This window comes from Dethiothermospora halolimnae, assembly GCF_037577855.1.
In the GTDB taxonomy this organism is placed as follows: domain Bacteria; phylum Bacillota; class Clostridia; order Tissierellales; family VENL01; genus Dethiothermospora; species Dethiothermospora halolimnae.
The window spans coordinates 59,257-77,342 of record NZ_JBAKFX010000013.1; the positions used below are offsets into that span (position 1 = coordinate 59,257).

Consider the following 18,086-nt stretch of genomic DNA (forward strand, 5'->3'; position numbering starts at 1 on the left):
TCTTCTATTTCTAAGATTAATATAAACTCTAAATATAATATCAAGGTTTAATATATTACTTATTTTGAAGAGCCATACTTAATTAATAAATCTTCAATAGCTTCGTCGTGAAGTTTAGATTTATTTATTTTAGTTAATTTTGCAAGTTCATTTAATTTATCTACTAAGTCCAATCTTAATGTTGTAGTTATCCTTTTTCTAGTTTTAAGATTTTGCTGAGATGTATTCACTATCTAGCCTCCTTCACAATCTATAAGCTCAAAATACCACTTAAACCACATTATTGCAATTTGTATAGCACTGTGATAGAATTATATTGCAATGAGCAATTCTCTAAGATAGTATTCGCTATAATCATATCACTTGTTTCATGTTGTTGCAAGTTATTTAAGTTTATGCTAGCTTATCTATTTAGAAAGAGAGTGTTGCTAATAATATATATTAATTGCATTTGAAATTATTTCGATGAACAAAATCTATACAAAAAGAAATTATCACAAAATGGAGGGGTCATGATGTTTGAGTGGATAAATAATATTTGGCTTGCAATTTTTATGATTATAGCTATGTCATGGATAGTAAGTAAGGCAGCAGACAAGTTAGGAGATGTACTACATGTATTAGGAATTAAACTAGAGATTCCAACATCAGTTAGAGGGGCTACATTTGATGCAGTTAGTTCATCTTTTCCAGAGTTTGCTACAGCTATGATAGCTGTATTACTTTACAAAAGATTTGCAGATGTAGGAGTACCTACCATAGCTGGTTCTGGAATTTTTAATGTTTTGTTAATCCCTATGCTTAGTATTATTGCCTTTAAAGGAAAAAATTTAATAGTAAAAGTAGATAAGAAGGTTGTATATAGAGACATGATTTTCTATATGCTAGCTATAGGTATATTAATTTTATTTACATACTTAGGTGAGTATACAGCATTTACAGGATTAATATTACTATTTGTGTATGTATGTTATACTGTGGTTTTATATAGACAAACCAAAAAATATCGCAAAAGTATAACTGATATTGAAATAGCATCAGAATATAATGAAATGAAAGATGTTTTAGAAGAAGAAGAAGAGGAAGATATAGATATAGATATGGGATATGGCTCAATAGTTTTATGGATTGCCATATGCATTGGATTTATTTGGGTTAGTATTGATGCTATAATTCAGTCTGCTATAGTTGTTTCTGATACACTGAAGATTCCTCAGTATATAGTCTCTGTGATTATTATAGCCGCAGCAACTTCAATACCTGATACCCTTTTATCAGTAAAATCTTCAAGAATGGGAGATGCAGAAGGTGCTGTTTCAAATGCAGTGGGCTCAAATATTTTTGATATATGTATTTGTTTAGGATTACCTATGATTATTGCTGGGAGAGCTATTCCAGTTAGCTTTGGTGAAAATGTTGGAGTATTAGCTTTTCTTGTACTTTCCATGATAACAACAGCCTTTTTACTGTTAAAGAAAAATGGAGTGTCTAAAAGGGATTCATTAATTATGGGATTTGTGTATTTATTGTTCTTAGCATATGTAATTGCTACAGCTTTTAATATTATTGGTTAAATAATTAAGGGTTGTAGTAATAGATTAATAAAAGAGAGGAGAGATAAATATGACAGTAAGTTTAGCTAAGGGTCAGAAAGTAGACTTGACGAAAAGTAACCCTGGTCTTTCTAAAGTTATAGTGGGACTTGGATGGGACACTAATAAATATGATGGTGGGAATGATTTTGATTTAGATACGTCAGCATTTTTAATTGGAAGTAATGGTAAAACTTTAAGTGATGGAGACTTTATTTTCTATGGAAATCTGAATCATACATCAGGCTCAGTGTCTCACCTAGGAGATAATAGAAGTGGAGAAGGTGAGGGGGATGATGAACAAATACAAGTAGATTTAAGTAAGGTACCTTCTAATATAGAAAAAATAGCATTCACAGTAACAATTCATGAAGCTGTTGAAAGAGGACAAAATTTCGGTCAAGTTTCCAATGCTTTCATTAGAGTATTTAACGAAGATACGAATGAAGAGCTAATAAGATATGATTTAAGCGAAGACTATAGTATAGAAACGGCTATAGTAGTTGGAGAGCTTTATAGGCATAATAATGAATGGAAGTTTGCTGCTATCGGAAGTGGATTCGAGGGAGGTCTTGGAGCACTTTGTGATAACTTTGGAATTAATGTTGGTTAAATATTGATTATAGAAGGGAGAAGATTAATATGGCTATTAACTTAACTAAGGGTCAAAAAATTGATTTAACTAAGAGTAATCCGGGATTGAAAGAAGTTATAGTGGGACTTGGATGGGATACTAATAAGTATGATGGTGGAGCTGACTTTGATTTAGATGCTTCAGTTTTTATGGTAGGAGATAATGGGAAAGTTAATAATGATTTAGATTTTATTTTTTATAATAATCTAGAACATCCTAGTAAATCGGTTGTACATACTGGAGATAATAGAACTGGAGAAGGAGATGGTGATGATGAAGCTATCATCATAGATTTCTCGAAAGTTCCTTCAAATATTGATAAAATAGCAATTACGGTAACTATCCATGATGCTATAGCTAGAGGTCAAAACTTTGGTCAAGTGACAAATGCATTTGTAAGGGTTGTAAATAAGGAAAATGACAATGAAATACTGCGTTATGATTTAACGGAAGACTTCTCAGTTGAGACAGCATTAATATTTTGTGAATTATATCGTCATAATAATGAATGGAAGTTTAGTGCAGTAGGAAGTGGATTTGAGGGTGGATTAGAAGCACTTTGTAAGAACTACGGATTACAGGTATAGACTCCTGTTGACTAAATTATAATTGGGAGGTAATATTAATGGCTATTAACTTGAAAAAGGGTCAAAGAATTAGTTTAACTAAGGATAATGAAGGATTGTCACAAATTCAAGTTGGACTTGGCTGGGATCCTATTAAGAAATCTAAGAAGAAAGGTTTTTTCGGAGCATTAAGAAGTGCTACTGCGCCTGATATGGATTGTGATGCATCAGTATTCATGTTAGAAGACAATGAAAAAATGACTTCAGGAAAAGATGGATTAATATATTATGGACATAAAACAAGTCGATGTGGAAGTGTTCATCATACAGGTGATAATTTAACAGGTGAGGGAGAAGGGGATGATGAGACAATCATCGTTGACTTAAATAAAGTCCCATCAAATATCAACAAATTAGTTTTTGTTGTTAACATTTATAACTGTGTAAGTAAAAAGCAACATTTCGGAATGGTGGAGAATGCTTATATAAGAATAATAAATATGAGTAATAAACAAGAAATGGTAAGATTTAATTTAACAGAACAATATACTGATAAAACTGGATTAATAGTTGGAGAGATATATAGAAATGGTAGTGAATGGAAATTTGGAGCATTAGGAGAAGGGACTAGAGATACTTCATTAGATACTATGGCAACAAGATATAAATAGATTTTATTATATGGAAAACGGCAACTAATCTTTTATATTTGTTACAAATAATAGTCGCTAAATTTAGCGACTATTATTTTATTTAAAAATAATTAAAATATTATTATATCTATTTTTATCTGGGATTATAAAAATAGATATGACTTCATAATTTAGAGGGGGCTATAGTTTGAGGTACTTTGATTTTTTAAGCAATAAAGATATGGAAAAAATATTTAAATGTCAACCAGAACTATTTAGTAGAGACTCAGAAAAAGAGCTTTTACAATATTCACTAGGGGCAACTCTTTATATACCAGCAACTAGATCAAATATCGGGGAATATATTATTTCTGGTAAAATTAAAGCAAAATCAATAGTTATGTGTTTAGAAGATGCTATTGGAGATAAAGAGGTGGATGAGGCTGAAAAGAAATTGGCAGAACATTTAAACAAAATAAATGTAGCTATTAAAGATAATATAATAAATTATGAAAATTTATCATTGATATTTATAAGGGTAAGAAACCCAGATCAGATACTTAATATGAGAAAAAATTGTGGTGATTCTCTAAGGTTAATAACAGGTTTTGTCTTTCCCAAATTCACATATTGTAATGGAATAGAGTATTTAAAAAAACTAAAAATTTTGAATAAAGAATTGAATAAAAAATTTTATGGGATGCCCATATTAGAGACGGAAGATATAATTAATAATGAAACTAGGAAAGAATCTATTGATAAAATAAGTGGAATTTTAAACGAATATAGGGATCTTATCTTAAATATTCGAGTAGGCGCTACTGATTTTTCGGGAATATTTGGAATTCGTAGGGGATATGATTTAACAGTCTATGATATTCATGTGATTAGAGACTGCATAACAGATATCATTAATAGGTTTGGAAGGGGGAAAAATAATTATGTTATCTCTGGGCCAGTATGGGAGTATTTTTCCAGTGGAGATAGAGTTCTAAAGCCCAAATTGAGATTAACTCCATTTAAAGAAACCTATGGAAAAAGTGGTATTAAGATTAGAGCTAAACTAGTAGATAAATATATAGATGGGTTAATACAAGAAGTATTGTTAGATAGAGTAAATGGACTAATTGGAAAAACTATTATACATCCAAGTCATGTTATACCAGTACAAGCCTTATATGCAGTAACCCATGAAGAATACATCGATGCTTTAAATATTTTACAAAATAACGATGGTGGTATCGGGGTATTTAAAAGTGTTTATTCTAATAAAATGAATGAAGTAAAACCTCATACTAATTGGGCAAAAAAAATATTACAGCGAGCTAAGATATATGGTGTATATAATAATAATCAGGACTTTATAAGCTTAATGAAGTTAGCTGTGGAAAGTTAAATATAAAAGAAAGGAGTAATTTAAGTGAAAAATCAAATTAGGTATAATATATTAGATAATCTTAAGATAGAATTAAATACTAGCAAAAACACATTTAATTTATTACCGGAAGAATTATTTTTAATGGCGGCTAGAAAAAATAAAAAGAGAAGTTTTCTTTTTGTTAGTAAGGTTTTAGGTAAGCATATACCAGTTGATCCTAAACTATCAATACTGGTAGGAAAACTTCTTGGAAATGAGTACATGAAAAAAGTATCGGGCATAAAAGTTCAATCAACTAATGATATTGTTAGAGTTATTAATAAAGAACAGGGGATAAATGAGATCTATCCATCGGTCTTAAATGATACGTTAGATCTTCCACAAAAAACTATTTTTATAGGGTTTGCAGAGACAGCGACTGCTTTAGGACACTTAGTATTTTCTTGTTTTAAAAGGAATGCATATTATATACATACTACTAGAGAAGAAATTATAGATTATAAACACCCAATTAAATTTGAAGAAGAACACTCCCATGCAACCGCACACTATTTATATCCAATGGATTTTGATATCATAGAGTCTGATTCTCCCATAGTCTTTATAGATGATGAAATAACAACTGGAAAAACAACATTAAATATAATAGAAGCTATACAAAAAAAATATCCCAGAAAAGAGTATACAATTATTTCCATATTAGATTGGAGAAAAGACACGGATAAATTGTTATTTAAAAAGGTAGAAGAAAAGCTTAACATCAGAATCAATGTTATATCTTTATTGTCGGGAAATATTAAAATAGAACAAGATAGGGTAAGTAACTTAGAGATAAAGAGTAGTGCTAAAAAAAATAATACTAAAGACATAGATGTTAAGACTATATATTTAGATTTAAAATTCCAATCATCTGTAAAAAAAGTTGAAAGTTTCAAACCTTATCTTGAGCTCAGCGGTAGATTTGGAATAAATAGTAGTAGTAATAGAATTTTGAATAAACAATTAAGAGAGAAAGGAGAGTTTTTAAAAAAGTATATAAGAAAAGGCAAAAATACATTATGCATGGGAACGGGAGAGTTTATGTATATTCCCATGGTTTTATCTAGTTATTTAGGAGATGGAGTAAAGTATCAATCAACAACAAGGAGTCCTATATATCCATTTGATAAGATTGATTATGGAGTAAAAAATGTATTTAAGTTTGATAGTTTGGAAGATAAAGAGATTGAGAATTATTTTTATAATGTTCCTATAGGTTTTTATGATGAACTATTTTTATTTTTAGAAAGGAAATTTTCCCAACAAAAAATGAAATCATTATTAGATGCTATTAAAACTCTTGAAATAAAGAATATAAATATTGTTGTTCTTTCAGAGAAATAATCTAATAATATTTATATGACATAAAAACTACGGTTAAAAGACTTATAAAAATATCTTTAAAAATAACATACAAGGAGGAATATATGTGAAGTCTTTAATAGACAAAGTTGATTATAAGATAAATCATATAGGTAGTTATAAGAAAGACGATGTAATATTTCTTTTAAAAGATATTTCTCAACTTATTAAAGAAAAAGGAAATAAAGAACGAGAGGTAGCTATTCAATCGGGTGTACACTACTCTGAAATGTTGCCCATAGAATATAAGCCATCGGATAGGTATATTGAACTTTTTTATAAAGCATTAGAAGAGTTTAAAAAAGATATAGCTATATACGTAGGAGTAGTTTCTGAGATGATAATTAAAAATAGGGGTAAGGACATAGTATTAGTCTCCCTTGCAAGAGCCGGAACACCAGTGGGGATCTTAATAAAGAGATACATAAAATTTAAATATAACTTAGATCTTCCCCACTATAGCATATCTATTATTCGTGGGAAGGGTATTGATGTAAATGCTATTAAATATATTCTTTTAAAGCACCCCCATAGGGAGATTCAATTTATTGATGGATGGACTGGGAAAGGTGCTATAAATACAGAATTAAATAAAACATGTTCTGAATTAAACGAAAAGATGGACATTAAATTAAATAGTGATTTAGCGGTAATTGCTGATCCAGGATTTTTAGTAAAAACTTTTGGGACTAGAAAAGACTTTTTGATTCCTAGTGCATGCTTAAATTCAACTGTGTCGGGACTTGTCAGTAGAACAGTGTTAAGAGATGATATAATAGGAGAAGATGATTTTCATGGAGCTAAGTTTTATAAGGAACTGATAAATGAAGATCTATCTAACTATTATATTGATAAGATCAGTGAAGTCTATAATAAGATTGTAGAGGATGTTAAGAATCAAGTTAAAATTTTAGAAAATTGTAATTTAGAACCGACATTTGTGGGGTTAGAAGACATAAAAAAAATAAAAAATGAATTTAATATAAAAGATATTAATTTTATAAAACCTGGAATAGGAGAAACAACAAGAGTATTATTAAGACGAGTCCCATGGAAAATCTTAATAAAAAAGAATGCAAAGAATGTAGGACATATAATTCAACTTGCAAAGGAAAAAAATATACAAGTAGTAGAATATGACTTAAAATCTTATGAGAGTTGTGGAATAATAAAGTCAGTGGAGGATAAATAATTATGCTATTTGCCAGCGATTTAGATAGAACGTTGATATATTCAAAGAAATTTATAGATAAAGATAATGAACAAGTAAAACTGGTAGAAAAAAAGGGTTATAAAAAAATAAGTTATATGCTTAATTCATCAATGGAAATGCTGAAAATATTATCTGATAAATTACTATTTGTTCCTGTAACCACAAGGTCAGTAGAACAATACAGGAGAATAGAAATTTTTCAAAAACAACTTAAGCCTAAATATTATATAGTATGTAATGGTGGTAATATTTTTGTAGATGGAAAGTTAGATGAAGATTGGAATAGATTAATTAATAATAAGCTTAATAATGAATGTTTAGCTATAGATGAAGTTATATCTGAGTTTAATAAAATAAAATCTGGTTTAGATATTAATATAGTTAGAAAAGTTGATAATTTGTTTTTTTATTGTATATTAAATGATGCCATTCTCAATGGGATTAGTCATAGGTTTTCAGAATGGTTAAAAAAAAATAATTGGAGTATGATATTAAATGGCAGGAAATTGTACTTCATTCCTAAATATGTGACTAAAAACAGAGCAGTAAAATATATAGCTGAAAGAGAAGGAGTAAAAAATATAATTACTTCTGGAGATTCTTTATTAGACTATGACATGGCAAGTATATCTAAATTATTTATATCCCCTAAACATGGGGATATAAATAATTTAGACGATGTAGATAAAAGTATAGTCAAATTCACAAAAAAATCTGGAATATTTGCAAGTCAGGAGATATTAGAAATTGTACTTAAAGAGGTAATATAGACATTTGTGAGACATATTAATATAAAGCATGGTAAAGAGCTTAGGGTTTTAAATAGCATAATAAGAATTATTAAATTATACTAGAATGAAAAATGCCTATAGATTGAAGTTACCTTAGAAAAAAATGAAAAACTTAAACTAAATAAGAGGAGGAAAGGTAGGTGAAACGATGTTAGATATATGTTTATTAGGTACAGGAGGTATGATGCCCCTTCCCACTAGATATCTTACCGCCATGGTTGCCAGGTATAAAGGTAGAAAATTATTAATTGATTGTGGAGAAGGAACTCAGGTTGCCATGAAGGAGTTAGGTTGGGGATATAAAACCATTGATACGATTTGCTTTACCCATTATCACGGAGACCATGTTACAGGCTTACCAGGTTTATTGTTGACTATTGGGAATTCAGGCAGGGAAGAACCTATTACTATTATTGGACCACAAGGATTAGAGGAAATAATAAAGGGATTATTGGTTATTGCACCGGAATTACCCTTTGAATTGAACTTAATTGAGTTATCAAATGAGGAAAGTTCTACTATTCAATGTGGAGAAATTGAACTCCATACCTTGCCTGTGGAACATAATGTTCCGTGTTTAGCTTACAATATGGAGATAAAAAGAAATCCTAAATTTAATGTAAAAAAAGCAAAAAAATATCAAGTTCCCAAGAAATTTTGGACAGAACTTCAGATGGGAAATACGGTTAAAGAAAATGGAAAGTTATATGAACCCTATATGGTACAAGGAAAGAGAAGAAAGGGGCTTAAGGTATCTTACTGTACAGATTGTAGACCAAATATAAAGATTCCTAAATTTGTACAAAACTCAGATCTACTTATTTGTGAAGGTATGTATGGGGAAGACGAATATTTTGAACAAGCTAATAAATATAAACATATGATATATAAAGAAGCCGCTGAAATTGCAAAGAAAGGAAAAGTGACGGAGTTATGGCTAACCCATTTTAGCCCAGCGATGTCTGAACCCGAAAAACACATAGAGTATGCCAATAGGATCTTTTTAAACTCTATAGTGGGGGAAGACTTGATGGTTAAGGAGCTTAGATTTAACTAGGGGACAGTTCATTATATTTTATATATTACTAATAATTTGATAAAATTTAGAATAATAAGTTTTTATTTTAATATGGAGGGGATAGAAGTGAAGCATATGATAAAAGTACATTCTTACTTTGAGCCTGTGTAGAGACTACACAGGATTAACAAAATAAGAATTTATTTAAAATAAAATCTATTTAATGTTATTTTGTGTGGTCTTTTTTCATTATTTACAAACAAAAAAGTAGATAGGAGAAAAAGATATGAAATATGAAAACGCACAAAACTTATTACCGGAAAATGTTATTAACTTAATTCAAGAACATATAGAAGGTAGATATTGTGAATATATACCAAAATATAAAGCTCCATTTATATATTCTGTATATAATGGAACTAAGTCTATTGAAGAGTGGATACTTGGGGTGGAAGGAAAATGGGTTGATTAAAGTTAAAAACGGTTCAGTGGAAATAAATTTATAAAGGTTAGAGGAATATTATGAAAAAACAGTATCTATTTAAAAAGCTAATTTAAAGCAAATGATAATTTAATTTTTCAAATAGTAACAGAGATTATCGTTGTAAAATAAGCGAGACTACTATATAATATACCAAAAGCATATTATAATTTTGAGAAAAGGGGGAAATGTATGAAACTTGAAATAAAAAAGATACATAAAAGTTTTTCTGACACAGAAGTACTCCATGGTATATCATTTTCAGTGGAAAGTGGTAAAGCCCTAGGGCTTTTGGGAAGAAATGGTGCAGGAAAAACTACCACTATAAGAATTATTATGAATTTATTTGAAGGAAATAAAGGAGAAATTCTTTTAGATGGAAAAAAGTTTGAGCCTAAAAAACATAGGATAAGCTATTTACCAGAGGAAAGGGGATTGTATCCTAAGAAGAAAGTATTAGAGCAACTAATTTATCTAGGACAGCTTAGGGGACTAAGCAGTAAAAAGAGTAAAGAAAATGCACTATATTGGCTGAAAAAACTAGAGATAGAAGAACATAAAGATAAAAAGTTAGAAACATTATCTAAAGGCAATCAGCAAAAAGTACAGTTAGCCCAAAGTTTTTTAACAAATCCAGATATAGTTATATTAGATGAACCCTTTAGTGGGTTAGATCCAGTGAATTCCCAAATTTTAAAGGATATAATTAATGAGCTAATAGGTGAAAATAAACTACTCATATTCTCAAGTCATCAGATGAGTTATGTTGAAGAGTTTTGTGAAGAGATTGCATTAATAGATAAAGGGAATATAGTGTTAACAGGAAATTTGAAAAACATACAGAAAGAATATGGTATGAATAGATTAACCATAAGTCCATTAAATATGTCTTTAGAAGAATTAGATGAGAAAATTAAAAGAGAAATAAACAGTATAGTAAAGATAATAGAGAAAAAGAAAGAATATCTAATAGTAGAATTGGTAGGGAATAGTTCTAGAAATGACTTTTTAAAGATGGTTATGGAGAAGGGTATAGATATCGATGAATTTTCTACGTATAAACCTAGTCTTCAAGATATATTTGTTGAAAAGGTAGGTGATAAATAATGAGAGATTTATTTATTGTATTTAAGTTTGAACTTATGGGTTTAATAAAAAAGAAAGCATTTATAATTTCTACGATATTAATATGTTTGGCTTTAGTAGTTGGACTTTCTATTCCAACTATAAAGGACACATTCTTTAGTTCTTCTGCTGAAGAAGAGATTGTTGATGGGGGAGATACTCAAGGTAGCGAAAAGGCTTATGGGTATATAAATCTAAATAATAGTATAACTAATATGGGGGACCTTAAAGGTAGTTTCCCTATAGGAGAATTAAAAGAGGTAAGTAATATAGAGGAACTTGAAGACAAAGTGAATTCAGAAGAGTTTGAGGCCGGATATATTATAAGAGGACCAACAAAATATGATTATGTAGTAAAAAATAATGAAATGTTAGATTCTAATCAAGGTGTTTTTGAAAATGCTTTGATAAAGGCATATAGAATGAATGAATTTGAAAAAAAAGGGATAGATTATGAAGAGGTAAAAGGTCTAATTAATCCTAATATAGAGTCGCAAACTAGAGTGTTGGGTAAAAATAGTGTTAGTAATTATTTATACACTTATATTTTAGTATTTGGACTTTACTTTATGATTATACTTTATGGTCAACTTATAGCCACATCGGTAGCCAGTGAAAAAAGTAATAGAACAATGGAAGTTTTAATTACTAGTACTAAAAGCAGAAACTTGATATTTGGTAAGGTATTAGGAGGAGCTGTAGCAGGGGCTCTACAATTTGGGCTTATTATATTAACTGCTAAAGTAGTATATGATATAAATGGTGATGCATGGAACAATAAGCTAGACTTTGTTTTTAATATACCAGGGGATGTACTCCTTAGTTTTTCAGCCTTTGGAATATTGGGATATCTTTTCTATCTATTCATATATGGAGCTTTGGGAGCCTTAGTTTCTAGAACAGAAGATGTAAGTTCTAGTGCTACACCTATAACAATGTTATTTGTGGTGGTATTCTTTGTTTCAATTATGGGAATGCAAAATACAGAAGGAATTTTACTAAAGGTAGCTTCGTTTTTACCATTTAGTTCATTTATGTCAATGTTTGTAAGAATATCTATGGGAAGTGTTTCAAATATAGAAGTTATTATATCTCTAGCTATACTATTAGCATCTACAGTATTAGTGGGAATTTTAGGAGCTATGATTTATAGAATGGGAACATTAATGTATGGTAATAGAGTTAAATTAAAAGATGCTATTAAATTATTGAAAAACCAATAGTAGTTATGAATTGAATAAATGAAAAAATACCCTCAAACTTTTGTTTGGGGGCGTTTTAATGGAATTTTATAAAGCTTAATATATAAAGAAATGAATAGTAATGAATGTAAAAAAATATATAGACAAAGACTTGATGGATATATATAATTAGGTGAATAATAAAAATAGTACATAGAAAGAGACTTATTCATATTATATTTTGTTTGATAAAAGATTTTAATAGGAGGAGGTAAAAAGATGAAGAGGTTAATTAAAAATACTTTATTATTAATTGTTATTTTTATTTTCTTTTCAGGATGCTCTAATAGCTTCAAATATAATGCACAAAAGGATTCAATAAAGGACTCTAATTCTAGTGTAATAGATGCTCCCATAGACCCCTGGGAATATCAAAAGCTTCTAGGAAAGGGAGTGGATGTAGATTGGTCAAAAACTAATAAAGGTAGAAAATATTATGACTCAAAGACTGTAAAAGACTTTAAAAAAGAAGGAGTATCCCATGTACGGATTCGCATTGCTGATGAGGCCAGTGAAAAATTATTAAAGGGCTTGGATAAGCAAATAGAAGACAGTCTTGAAGCTGGTATTATCCCAATTATTGCATATCAAGCTAATGAGTTTAAAAATGATCCTACTGAAAAAAACATTAAAAAAGTAATAAAGTGGTGGGACACGGTGGCAAGTAGATATAAAAATAAGTCTCACTTGTTGACCTTTGATTTATTAATTGAAGCTACTGATGCTTTAAACAAGAAACCAGAGAAACTAAATGAAATATATGAAAGGCTGGTAAAAGAGATTAGGAAGACAAATCCTACTAGAATTGTATTTATTTCTCCCCGTTTGCGTTCCGATGCAGCTTATTTAAAGGAGCTTAAGATTCCAACGGCCCATAATGATTATTTGATGGCAGAATGGCATTTTTATGCATCGGGGCCCAGTAGAACTAATGATAGAAAGCTATGGACAACAGGAACAGATAAAGAGAAAAAATTAATTACTAACAAAATAAATATTGCTTTAGATTGGCAAAACAAAATGAAGATACCAACATGGGTAGGGGCTTGGATGCCTGGTAATTATAACGATGGAAATGATTATAATATAAAAGAACAGACTATATTTGCAAAGTATATGACTTCTAAGTTATCAGAGGCTGATATTCCCTTTGCAGTTAATTCCGATACTAAATATTATGACAGAAAGACTAATACCTGGATTGAAAATATGCAACCTGTATTTAAAGCTATTTTCAATGAAAAAAAATAGAGATAGTTATATAGTGAATAGTATTTTGATAATTACATTTAATAAATTGATAAGGAACAAAAAGTTATTGTTTTTCGATAAAAATATATTGACTATCGGAATTAGATATATTATAATCTTAGTTGAAGAAAATGATATCTAAAAAAACTATTTTAAATAAAAAAGAGGCTACATAAAGCTATAAAATTGTTTTAAGATTTATTATAGGAATTATGGAGGTGGGTTTTGTAATGAAAAAATATATTTTATCATTAATATCATTTATTGTAGGAATTGGTTGTATGATTGCTTATAATATTATAGGATCTGAAGTAGCTTTAGATGGAACTTTAGAAGAGCCGTTCTTTTTGATACCAATAGGATATTTGTTTATAGCTGTTGGCTTGATTATTGGTATTATAGTGAAAATAAGATCAATCCCTAATAGTAACGAAAATTAATGAATTTTTATAATAATAAAAAAGATGACTATCTACAGTAAGATATGTGTAGATAGTCATCTTTTTGTTGATGAAAGTTATATTGTATAAACTTTCGACTATTTTAATAATGATACTTCCCTTAATATTACATCTTCATTACGTTCTTCTACGGCTCTAATCGACCATTCATTTTGGAATAGTAATACAGGTTCCTTTTCTTCATTTTCAACAATCATAGTGTCCATCGTAATAGAGAATGTACTGGGATCAAAGTTATCCATTTCTACCCAACGAATATATCGATAAGGTAACTTTTCCATAATTATATCAACACCATATTCGTTTTTTAAACGATATTCTAATACTTCAAACTGAAGAACACCAACTACACCGATAATTAATTCTCCAACACCAATGTTAGGCTTCCTATATACTTGGATGGCACCCTCTTCTGCTAATTGAGATATACCCTTTAAAAATTGTTTTCTTTTAAGGGTATTTTTCATATAAACCTTGGCAAAATGTTCAGGTGCGAATTGGGGTATGCCCTCATATTTTAAATTCGATTTTTTCTGGGAAAGTGTATCGCCGATATTAAATATACCTGGGTCATGGATACCTATGATATCTCCTGGATAAGCACTATCTACAATAACACGATCTTGGGCTAAAAATTGTTGAGGTTGGGATAATCTTACTTTTTTATCTCTTTGTACATGATTAACAACCATCCCCTTTTCAAACTTTCCAGAACAAATTCTTAAGAAAGCTATTCTATCCCTATGGGCAGCATTCATGTTGGCTTGAATCTTAAAAATAAATCCAGAAAAATCCTTTGATTCAGGATTAACTTCGCCTAAGTTGCTTTTCCTTGGCCTTGGGGGCATGGTTATATCTAAAAATGACTCTAAAAATGGTTCAACACCAAAGTTTGTAAGGGCGCTTCCAAAAAATACAGGAGTTAAGTTACCATTTAGTATTTCTTCTATGTCAAAGTCATCCCCTGCCACATCAAGGAGTTCTATTTCACTTTGTATTTGTTCATGAAGATCTTGACCTAATAAGTCACCAAATTTATCATCTGAAATATCTCCTGTTACTGTTTTAGCAATAGATTGACCATGGTTTCCACCACCGAAGACTTCAATTTGTTTTTTCTTACGATTGAAAACACCTTTAAAGTTTTGTCCTTCACCTATTGGCCAGTTCATAGGATAAGATTTTATTCCTAATGCCTTTTCAATATCTTCTAATAGTTCAAAGGGATCTTTACCTACACGGTCCAACTTATTGATAAATGTAAATATAGGGATCCCCCTCATCTTACAGACGTGAAAAAGTTTTTTGGTTTGGTCCTCAACACCCTTGGCTGAGTCAATAACCATAACAGCACTATCTGCTGCCATCAGAGTTCTATATGTATCTTCACTGAAATCCTGGTGACCGGGAGTATCTAGGATATTGATACAAAAGTTATTGTATTCAAACTGAAGCACACTGGAGGTAACAGAAATACCTCTTTGTTTTTCAATTTCCATCCAATCTGATACAGCATGTTTATTAGATCTTCTTGATTTAATGGACCCTGCTTCTCTGATAGCTCCTCCGTATAAAAGAAATTTTTCCGTTAATGTGGTTTTACCAGCATCAGGGTGGGATATAATAGCGAAGGTTCTTCTTCTTCTAACTTCGTCAATAAAACTTAAATTCTTTTGTGTCATTTTTATCTTCCTTTATATATATTATTTATGATTACTCATATTTAAAAAAGTGTGGCACTTTTGAGCTTATACCTTTATTGTTTAACTGTCAATTATTATTTATAAATTAATGTAGAAATTAAACTATAAAGTTTATTTTTAGAATATTTCTAAAATTTATTTAACTATATGTATATATATGGTATAATACAATTTACTATAAACTATAAGAAAAAATAGTTTAGAAAGGGGAATTGAAGAATGAAATATAATAAAGAGTTCTGGCTAGCATTGGATGAATTAGTAAATTCTTGTGAAATAATAATAGATAGACCAAAGGGGACAAGACATCCTAAGTATCCTAATATTTTATATTATGTACAGAAAAAAGGGAGGAAAGTATATGGACTGTTATTATTGTTCTATAGTAGGCTCATCTAGAGTAAATGGAGATAAAGCTTTTTTATCAGAGGACAAAAGAGTATTTGCTATATCTGATGGGGCTTCTGGCGCCTACGATAAAGTAAAAGCCAGCACTTTGTGCATAAAACCACTTGAGAGATTAGGATATAAAAACTCTGGTTTATCACCATTAGAGTACATAAACTATTGTTTCCAAGAAGCTAATGATAATTTAATTAATAAATCTAAGGTAGACGGAAAGTTATCCTTTGGAACAATGACTATATGTGTATTAGATAAAAGAGTTTTAAGTACTGGTATGGTTGGGGACACACCGGCTTTTTTAATAAGGGGAAATGAAATAGTTAGGCTTTGTTCTCCAAAGAAAACATATGATAGAGCCATTGAATGTGGAGTCTTAAATGAAGAAGAAGCAGAAAAAGCAATAGAAACTTTGCCAGGACCTATGAGATCAAACTTTGAAGTGTTTTTACCCATGATAATTCCGAGCATAGCTAAATCACAGATAGAAGTGTCAACTGATGATATACTATTTATTTGTTGTGATGGAATAACTGATTGGATATCTGAGGAAGAATTAGTTGACTTTTTTAAAGAAGAAGAAAGTTTAGAGAAAACATGTGATAATATAATTGAAAAAATAGATAATAGATGCCCTAAAGAACATTTAGATGACAGAACCATGATAGCGGTGAAGTTCCAGTTTTAAGAGTTAATAATGTTTGTGAAACAAATGGTTAGAGCTCCTATCGGCATACTCAATAGAAGTTTATATTAAAAAAAGTAAATGATTTTTTTCTGCAAAGTATACTTGACAAAAAATGCAAAGTAAACTATACTTTAAATATAGATAAGGATAGAATTTAATACATAAATATACTACATAACTAGTTTTAACATATAAGATTTTAAATCATTAAAGCTAGATATAATTTTTTTATTTCATGAAACTAGGAGGGAATAAGTCATGGAAAAATTTAAAAAATCACTAAAAAGAAGAGTAAATGTACTTTGTATTATTTTGTTATTAACTTCAAGCACGTATATAGCTCTATCAACAAATGACAATATTCTACCACAGTTACCACCATTTGTAGAAGGATTTCATATAGGTGTTTTTATTGGAGGAGTATTGATACTAGTTTACTATATAGCAAAATTTATGTCTGTTATAAATGATGAAAAGAATTTAAGGAAAATGTATATAAAAGAAAATGATGAAAGGGGACATTTGATAGCTTATAAGACATCCCAATTTACATTGGTAGGAACAATAATTCTATTAGGAATGGGTACTATTATTTCTGGATTTTTTAATACAACTGTATTTTTCACATTATTATCTTGTTTAGCACTATTTCTTGTTATAATAATTATAGCTAGAATATATAACGACAAGAATAATTAAATTATATAAGAAATATGGCTAATAAAAAATAGTTAGTATGGGTTAACCCATACTAACTATTTTTTATAATAAAGTATATCTTAAAGTAGCTCTATTATTTTATTTTCGATATTTTTAGGCTTTGTAGTTGGGGCAAATCTATCTACAACATTGCCATTTCTATCTACTAAGAACTTAGTAAAATTCCACTTGATTTTTTTAGATCCAAGTAAGCCCCCTTGGTTTTCTTTTAAATGAGTATATAAAGGACTCTCATTATCACCGTTAACATCAATTTTTTCAAATATAGGATAAGTTATATTGTAGTTTTTAGGATAATTTGATTTAATCTCTTCATTAGATAATGGTTCTTGATTTTTAAATTGATTGCAAGGGAAAGCTAATATTTCTAACCCTTGATCTTTATATTTTTTATAGATTTCTTCCAATTCACCGAATTGGGATTTTAAACCTCACTCAGAGGCAGTATTAACTATTAAAAGTACTTTATTTTTGTATTTGTCAAGTTTAATATCTTGTCCATCGATTCTTCTTACTGTAATATCATATATTGACACAAATAACATCCTTTCTATGAAGTAATAAATTTCTTTATGATTAATTTATACCCAATAGATTGTAATAAACCAAGCTAATCATGAAAAACTTAAATAATAATGGATTAAGAAGATATAAGATGTCATCAGGGCTATCGCATGAAAAATAATTATTAAAATGAAATGGAAAAAATCTCAAAAAGGAATTTTAGATTTTATGTCGAATCTTTAAAATATACAAATAAAATACGAGGAGAGCAGACATGAAATTTGA

General features: G+C 29.4%; 20 protein-coding genes. 17 read left to right on the top strand and 3 right to left on the bottom strand.

What is annotated here, in order from left to right; all coding sequences use genetic code 11:
* Positions 1-59: 59 nt before the first annotated feature.
* Positions 60-230: a ribbon-helix-helix domain-containing protein gene (locus V6137_RS07500; RefSeq protein WP_425447282.1), complete on the bottom strand. Its 171-nt coding sequence runs from the start codon at positions 228-230 to the stop codon at positions 60-62.
* Positions 231-515: 285 nt separating this feature from the next.
* Here V6137_RS07500 and V6137_RS07505 point away from each other — a divergent pair, with 285 nt between their 5' ends.
* The 14 genes from V6137_RS07505 to V6137_RS07570 all read left to right on the top strand — a co-directional run bounded on the left by V6137_RS07505 (position 516) and on the right by V6137_RS07570 (position 13,763).
* Entirely contained in the window at positions 516-1,574 is a 1,059-nt protein-coding gene (locus tag V6137_RS07505; protein ID WP_425447283.1) for a sodium:calcium antiporter, read from the top strand.
* A gap of 49 nt (positions 1,575-1,623) precedes the next feature.
* A complete protein-coding gene (locus tag V6137_RS07510; RefSeq protein ID WP_425447284.1) occupies positions 1,624-2,205 on the top strand; it encodes a TerD family protein in 582 nt (193 codons plus the stop codon).
* A 29-nt stretch (positions 2,206-2,234) separates the two neighbouring features.
* Positions 2,235-2,813, top strand: a complete 579-nt coding sequence (locus tag V6137_RS07515; RefSeq protein ID WP_425447285.1) for a TerD family protein — start codon at positions 2,235-2,237, stop codon at positions 2,811-2,813.
* A gap of 38 nt (positions 2,814-2,851) precedes the next feature.
* Positions 2,852-3,463, top strand: a complete 612-nt coding sequence (locus V6137_RS07520; RefSeq protein ID WP_425447286.1) for a TerD family protein — start codon at positions 2,852-2,854, stop codon at positions 3,461-3,463.
* A 169-nt stretch (positions 3,464-3,632) separates the two neighbouring features.
* A complete protein-coding gene (locus tag V6137_RS07525; RefSeq protein WP_425447287.1) occupies positions 3,633-4,820 on the top strand; it encodes an HpcH/HpaI aldolase/citrate lyase family protein in 1,188 nt (395 codons plus the stop codon).
* A 24-nt stretch (positions 4,821-4,844) separates the two neighbouring features.
* Positions 4,845-6,185, top strand: a complete 1,341-nt coding sequence (locus V6137_RS07530; RefSeq protein ID WP_425447288.1) for a phosphoribosyltransferase family protein — start codon at positions 4,845-4,847, stop codon at positions 6,183-6,185.
* An 85-nt stretch (positions 6,186-6,270) separates the two neighbouring features.
* Entirely contained in the window at positions 6,271-7,395 is a 1,125-nt protein-coding gene (locus V6137_RS07535) for a cysteine protease StiP family protein (protein ID WP_425447289.1), read from the top strand.
* A 2-nt stretch (positions 7,396-7,397) separates the two neighbouring features.
* A complete protein-coding gene (locus V6137_RS07540) occupies positions 7,398-8,186 on the top strand; it encodes an HAD family hydrolase (protein WP_425447290.1) in 789 nt (262 codons plus the stop codon).
* Positions 8,187-8,355: 169 nt separating this feature from the next.
* A complete protein-coding gene (locus V6137_RS07545) occupies positions 8,356-9,264 on the top strand; it encodes a ribonuclease Z (protein WP_425447291.1) in 909 nt (302 codons plus the stop codon).
* 247 nt (positions 9,265-9,511) lie between these two features.
* A complete protein-coding gene (locus V6137_RS07550; protein ID WP_425447292.1) occupies positions 9,512-9,697 on the top strand; it encodes a hypothetical protein in 186 nt (61 codons plus the stop codon).
* Between the two features lie 201 nt (positions 9,698-9,898).
* Positions 9,899-10,813, top strand: a complete 915-nt coding sequence (locus V6137_RS07555) for an ABC transporter ATP-binding protein (protein WP_425447293.1) — start codon at positions 9,899-9,901, stop codon at positions 10,811-10,813.
* Positions 10,813-12,054: an ABC transporter permease gene (locus V6137_RS07560; RefSeq protein ID WP_425447294.1), complete on the top strand. Its 1,242-nt coding sequence runs from the start codon at positions 10,813-10,815 to the stop codon at positions 12,052-12,054. The genes V6137_RS07555 and V6137_RS07560 overlap by 1 nt, the downstream gene beginning before the upstream one ends.
* A gap of 237 nt (positions 12,055-12,291) precedes the next feature.
* Positions 12,292-13,323: a glycoside hydrolase family 5 protein gene (locus tag V6137_RS07565; protein WP_425447295.1), complete on the top strand. Its 1,032-nt coding sequence runs from the start codon at positions 12,292-12,294 to the stop codon at positions 13,321-13,323.
* Positions 13,324-13,535: 212 nt separating this feature from the next.
* Positions 13,536-13,763, top strand: a complete 228-nt coding sequence (locus V6137_RS07570; protein ID WP_425447296.1) for a DUF3955 domain-containing protein — start codon at positions 13,536-13,538, stop codon at positions 13,761-13,763.
* 98 nt (positions 13,764-13,861) lie between these two features.
* Here the strand turns inward: V6137_RS07570 and V6137_RS07575 are convergent, their stop codons facing one another.
* Positions 13,862-15,466: a peptide chain release factor 3 gene (locus V6137_RS07575; RefSeq protein ID WP_425447297.1), complete on the bottom strand. Its 1,605-nt coding sequence runs from the start codon at positions 15,464-15,466 to the stop codon at positions 13,862-13,864.
* Between the two features lie 240 nt (positions 15,467-15,706).
* Here V6137_RS07575 and V6137_RS07580 point away from each other — a divergent pair, with 240 nt between their 5' ends.
* From V6137_RS07580 to V6137_RS07590, 3 genes are all read left to right on the top strand, one after another.
* Positions 15,707-15,886, top strand: coding sequence for a hypothetical protein (locus V6137_RS07580; RefSeq protein WP_425447298.1), 180 nt, complete (start codon positions 15,707-15,709; stop codon positions 15,884-15,886).
* Positions 15,849-16,577 carry a PP2C family protein-serine/threonine phosphatase gene (locus tag V6137_RS07585; RefSeq protein ID WP_425447299.1) on the top strand — a complete coding sequence of 243 codons (729 nt, stop codon included), beginning with the start codon at positions 15,849-15,851 and terminating at the stop codon, positions 16,575-16,577. Before V6137_RS07580 ends, V6137_RS07585 begins: the two co-directional genes overlap by 38 nt.
* Positions 16,578-16,835: 258 nt before the next feature.
* Complete coding sequence (locus tag V6137_RS07590; protein ID WP_425447300.1) at positions 16,836-17,276, top strand: hypothetical protein; 441 nt, start codon at positions 16,836-16,838, stop codon at positions 17,274-17,276.
* An 80-nt stretch (positions 17,277-17,356) separates the two neighbouring features.
* Here V6137_RS07590 and V6137_RS07595 read toward each other — a convergent pair whose 3' ends face one another.
* Complete coding sequence (locus tag V6137_RS07595) at positions 17,357-17,842, bottom strand: glutathione peroxidase (protein ID WP_425447301.1); 486 nt, start codon at positions 17,840-17,842, stop codon at positions 17,357-17,359.
* Positions 17,843-18,086 lie beyond the last annotated feature (244 nt).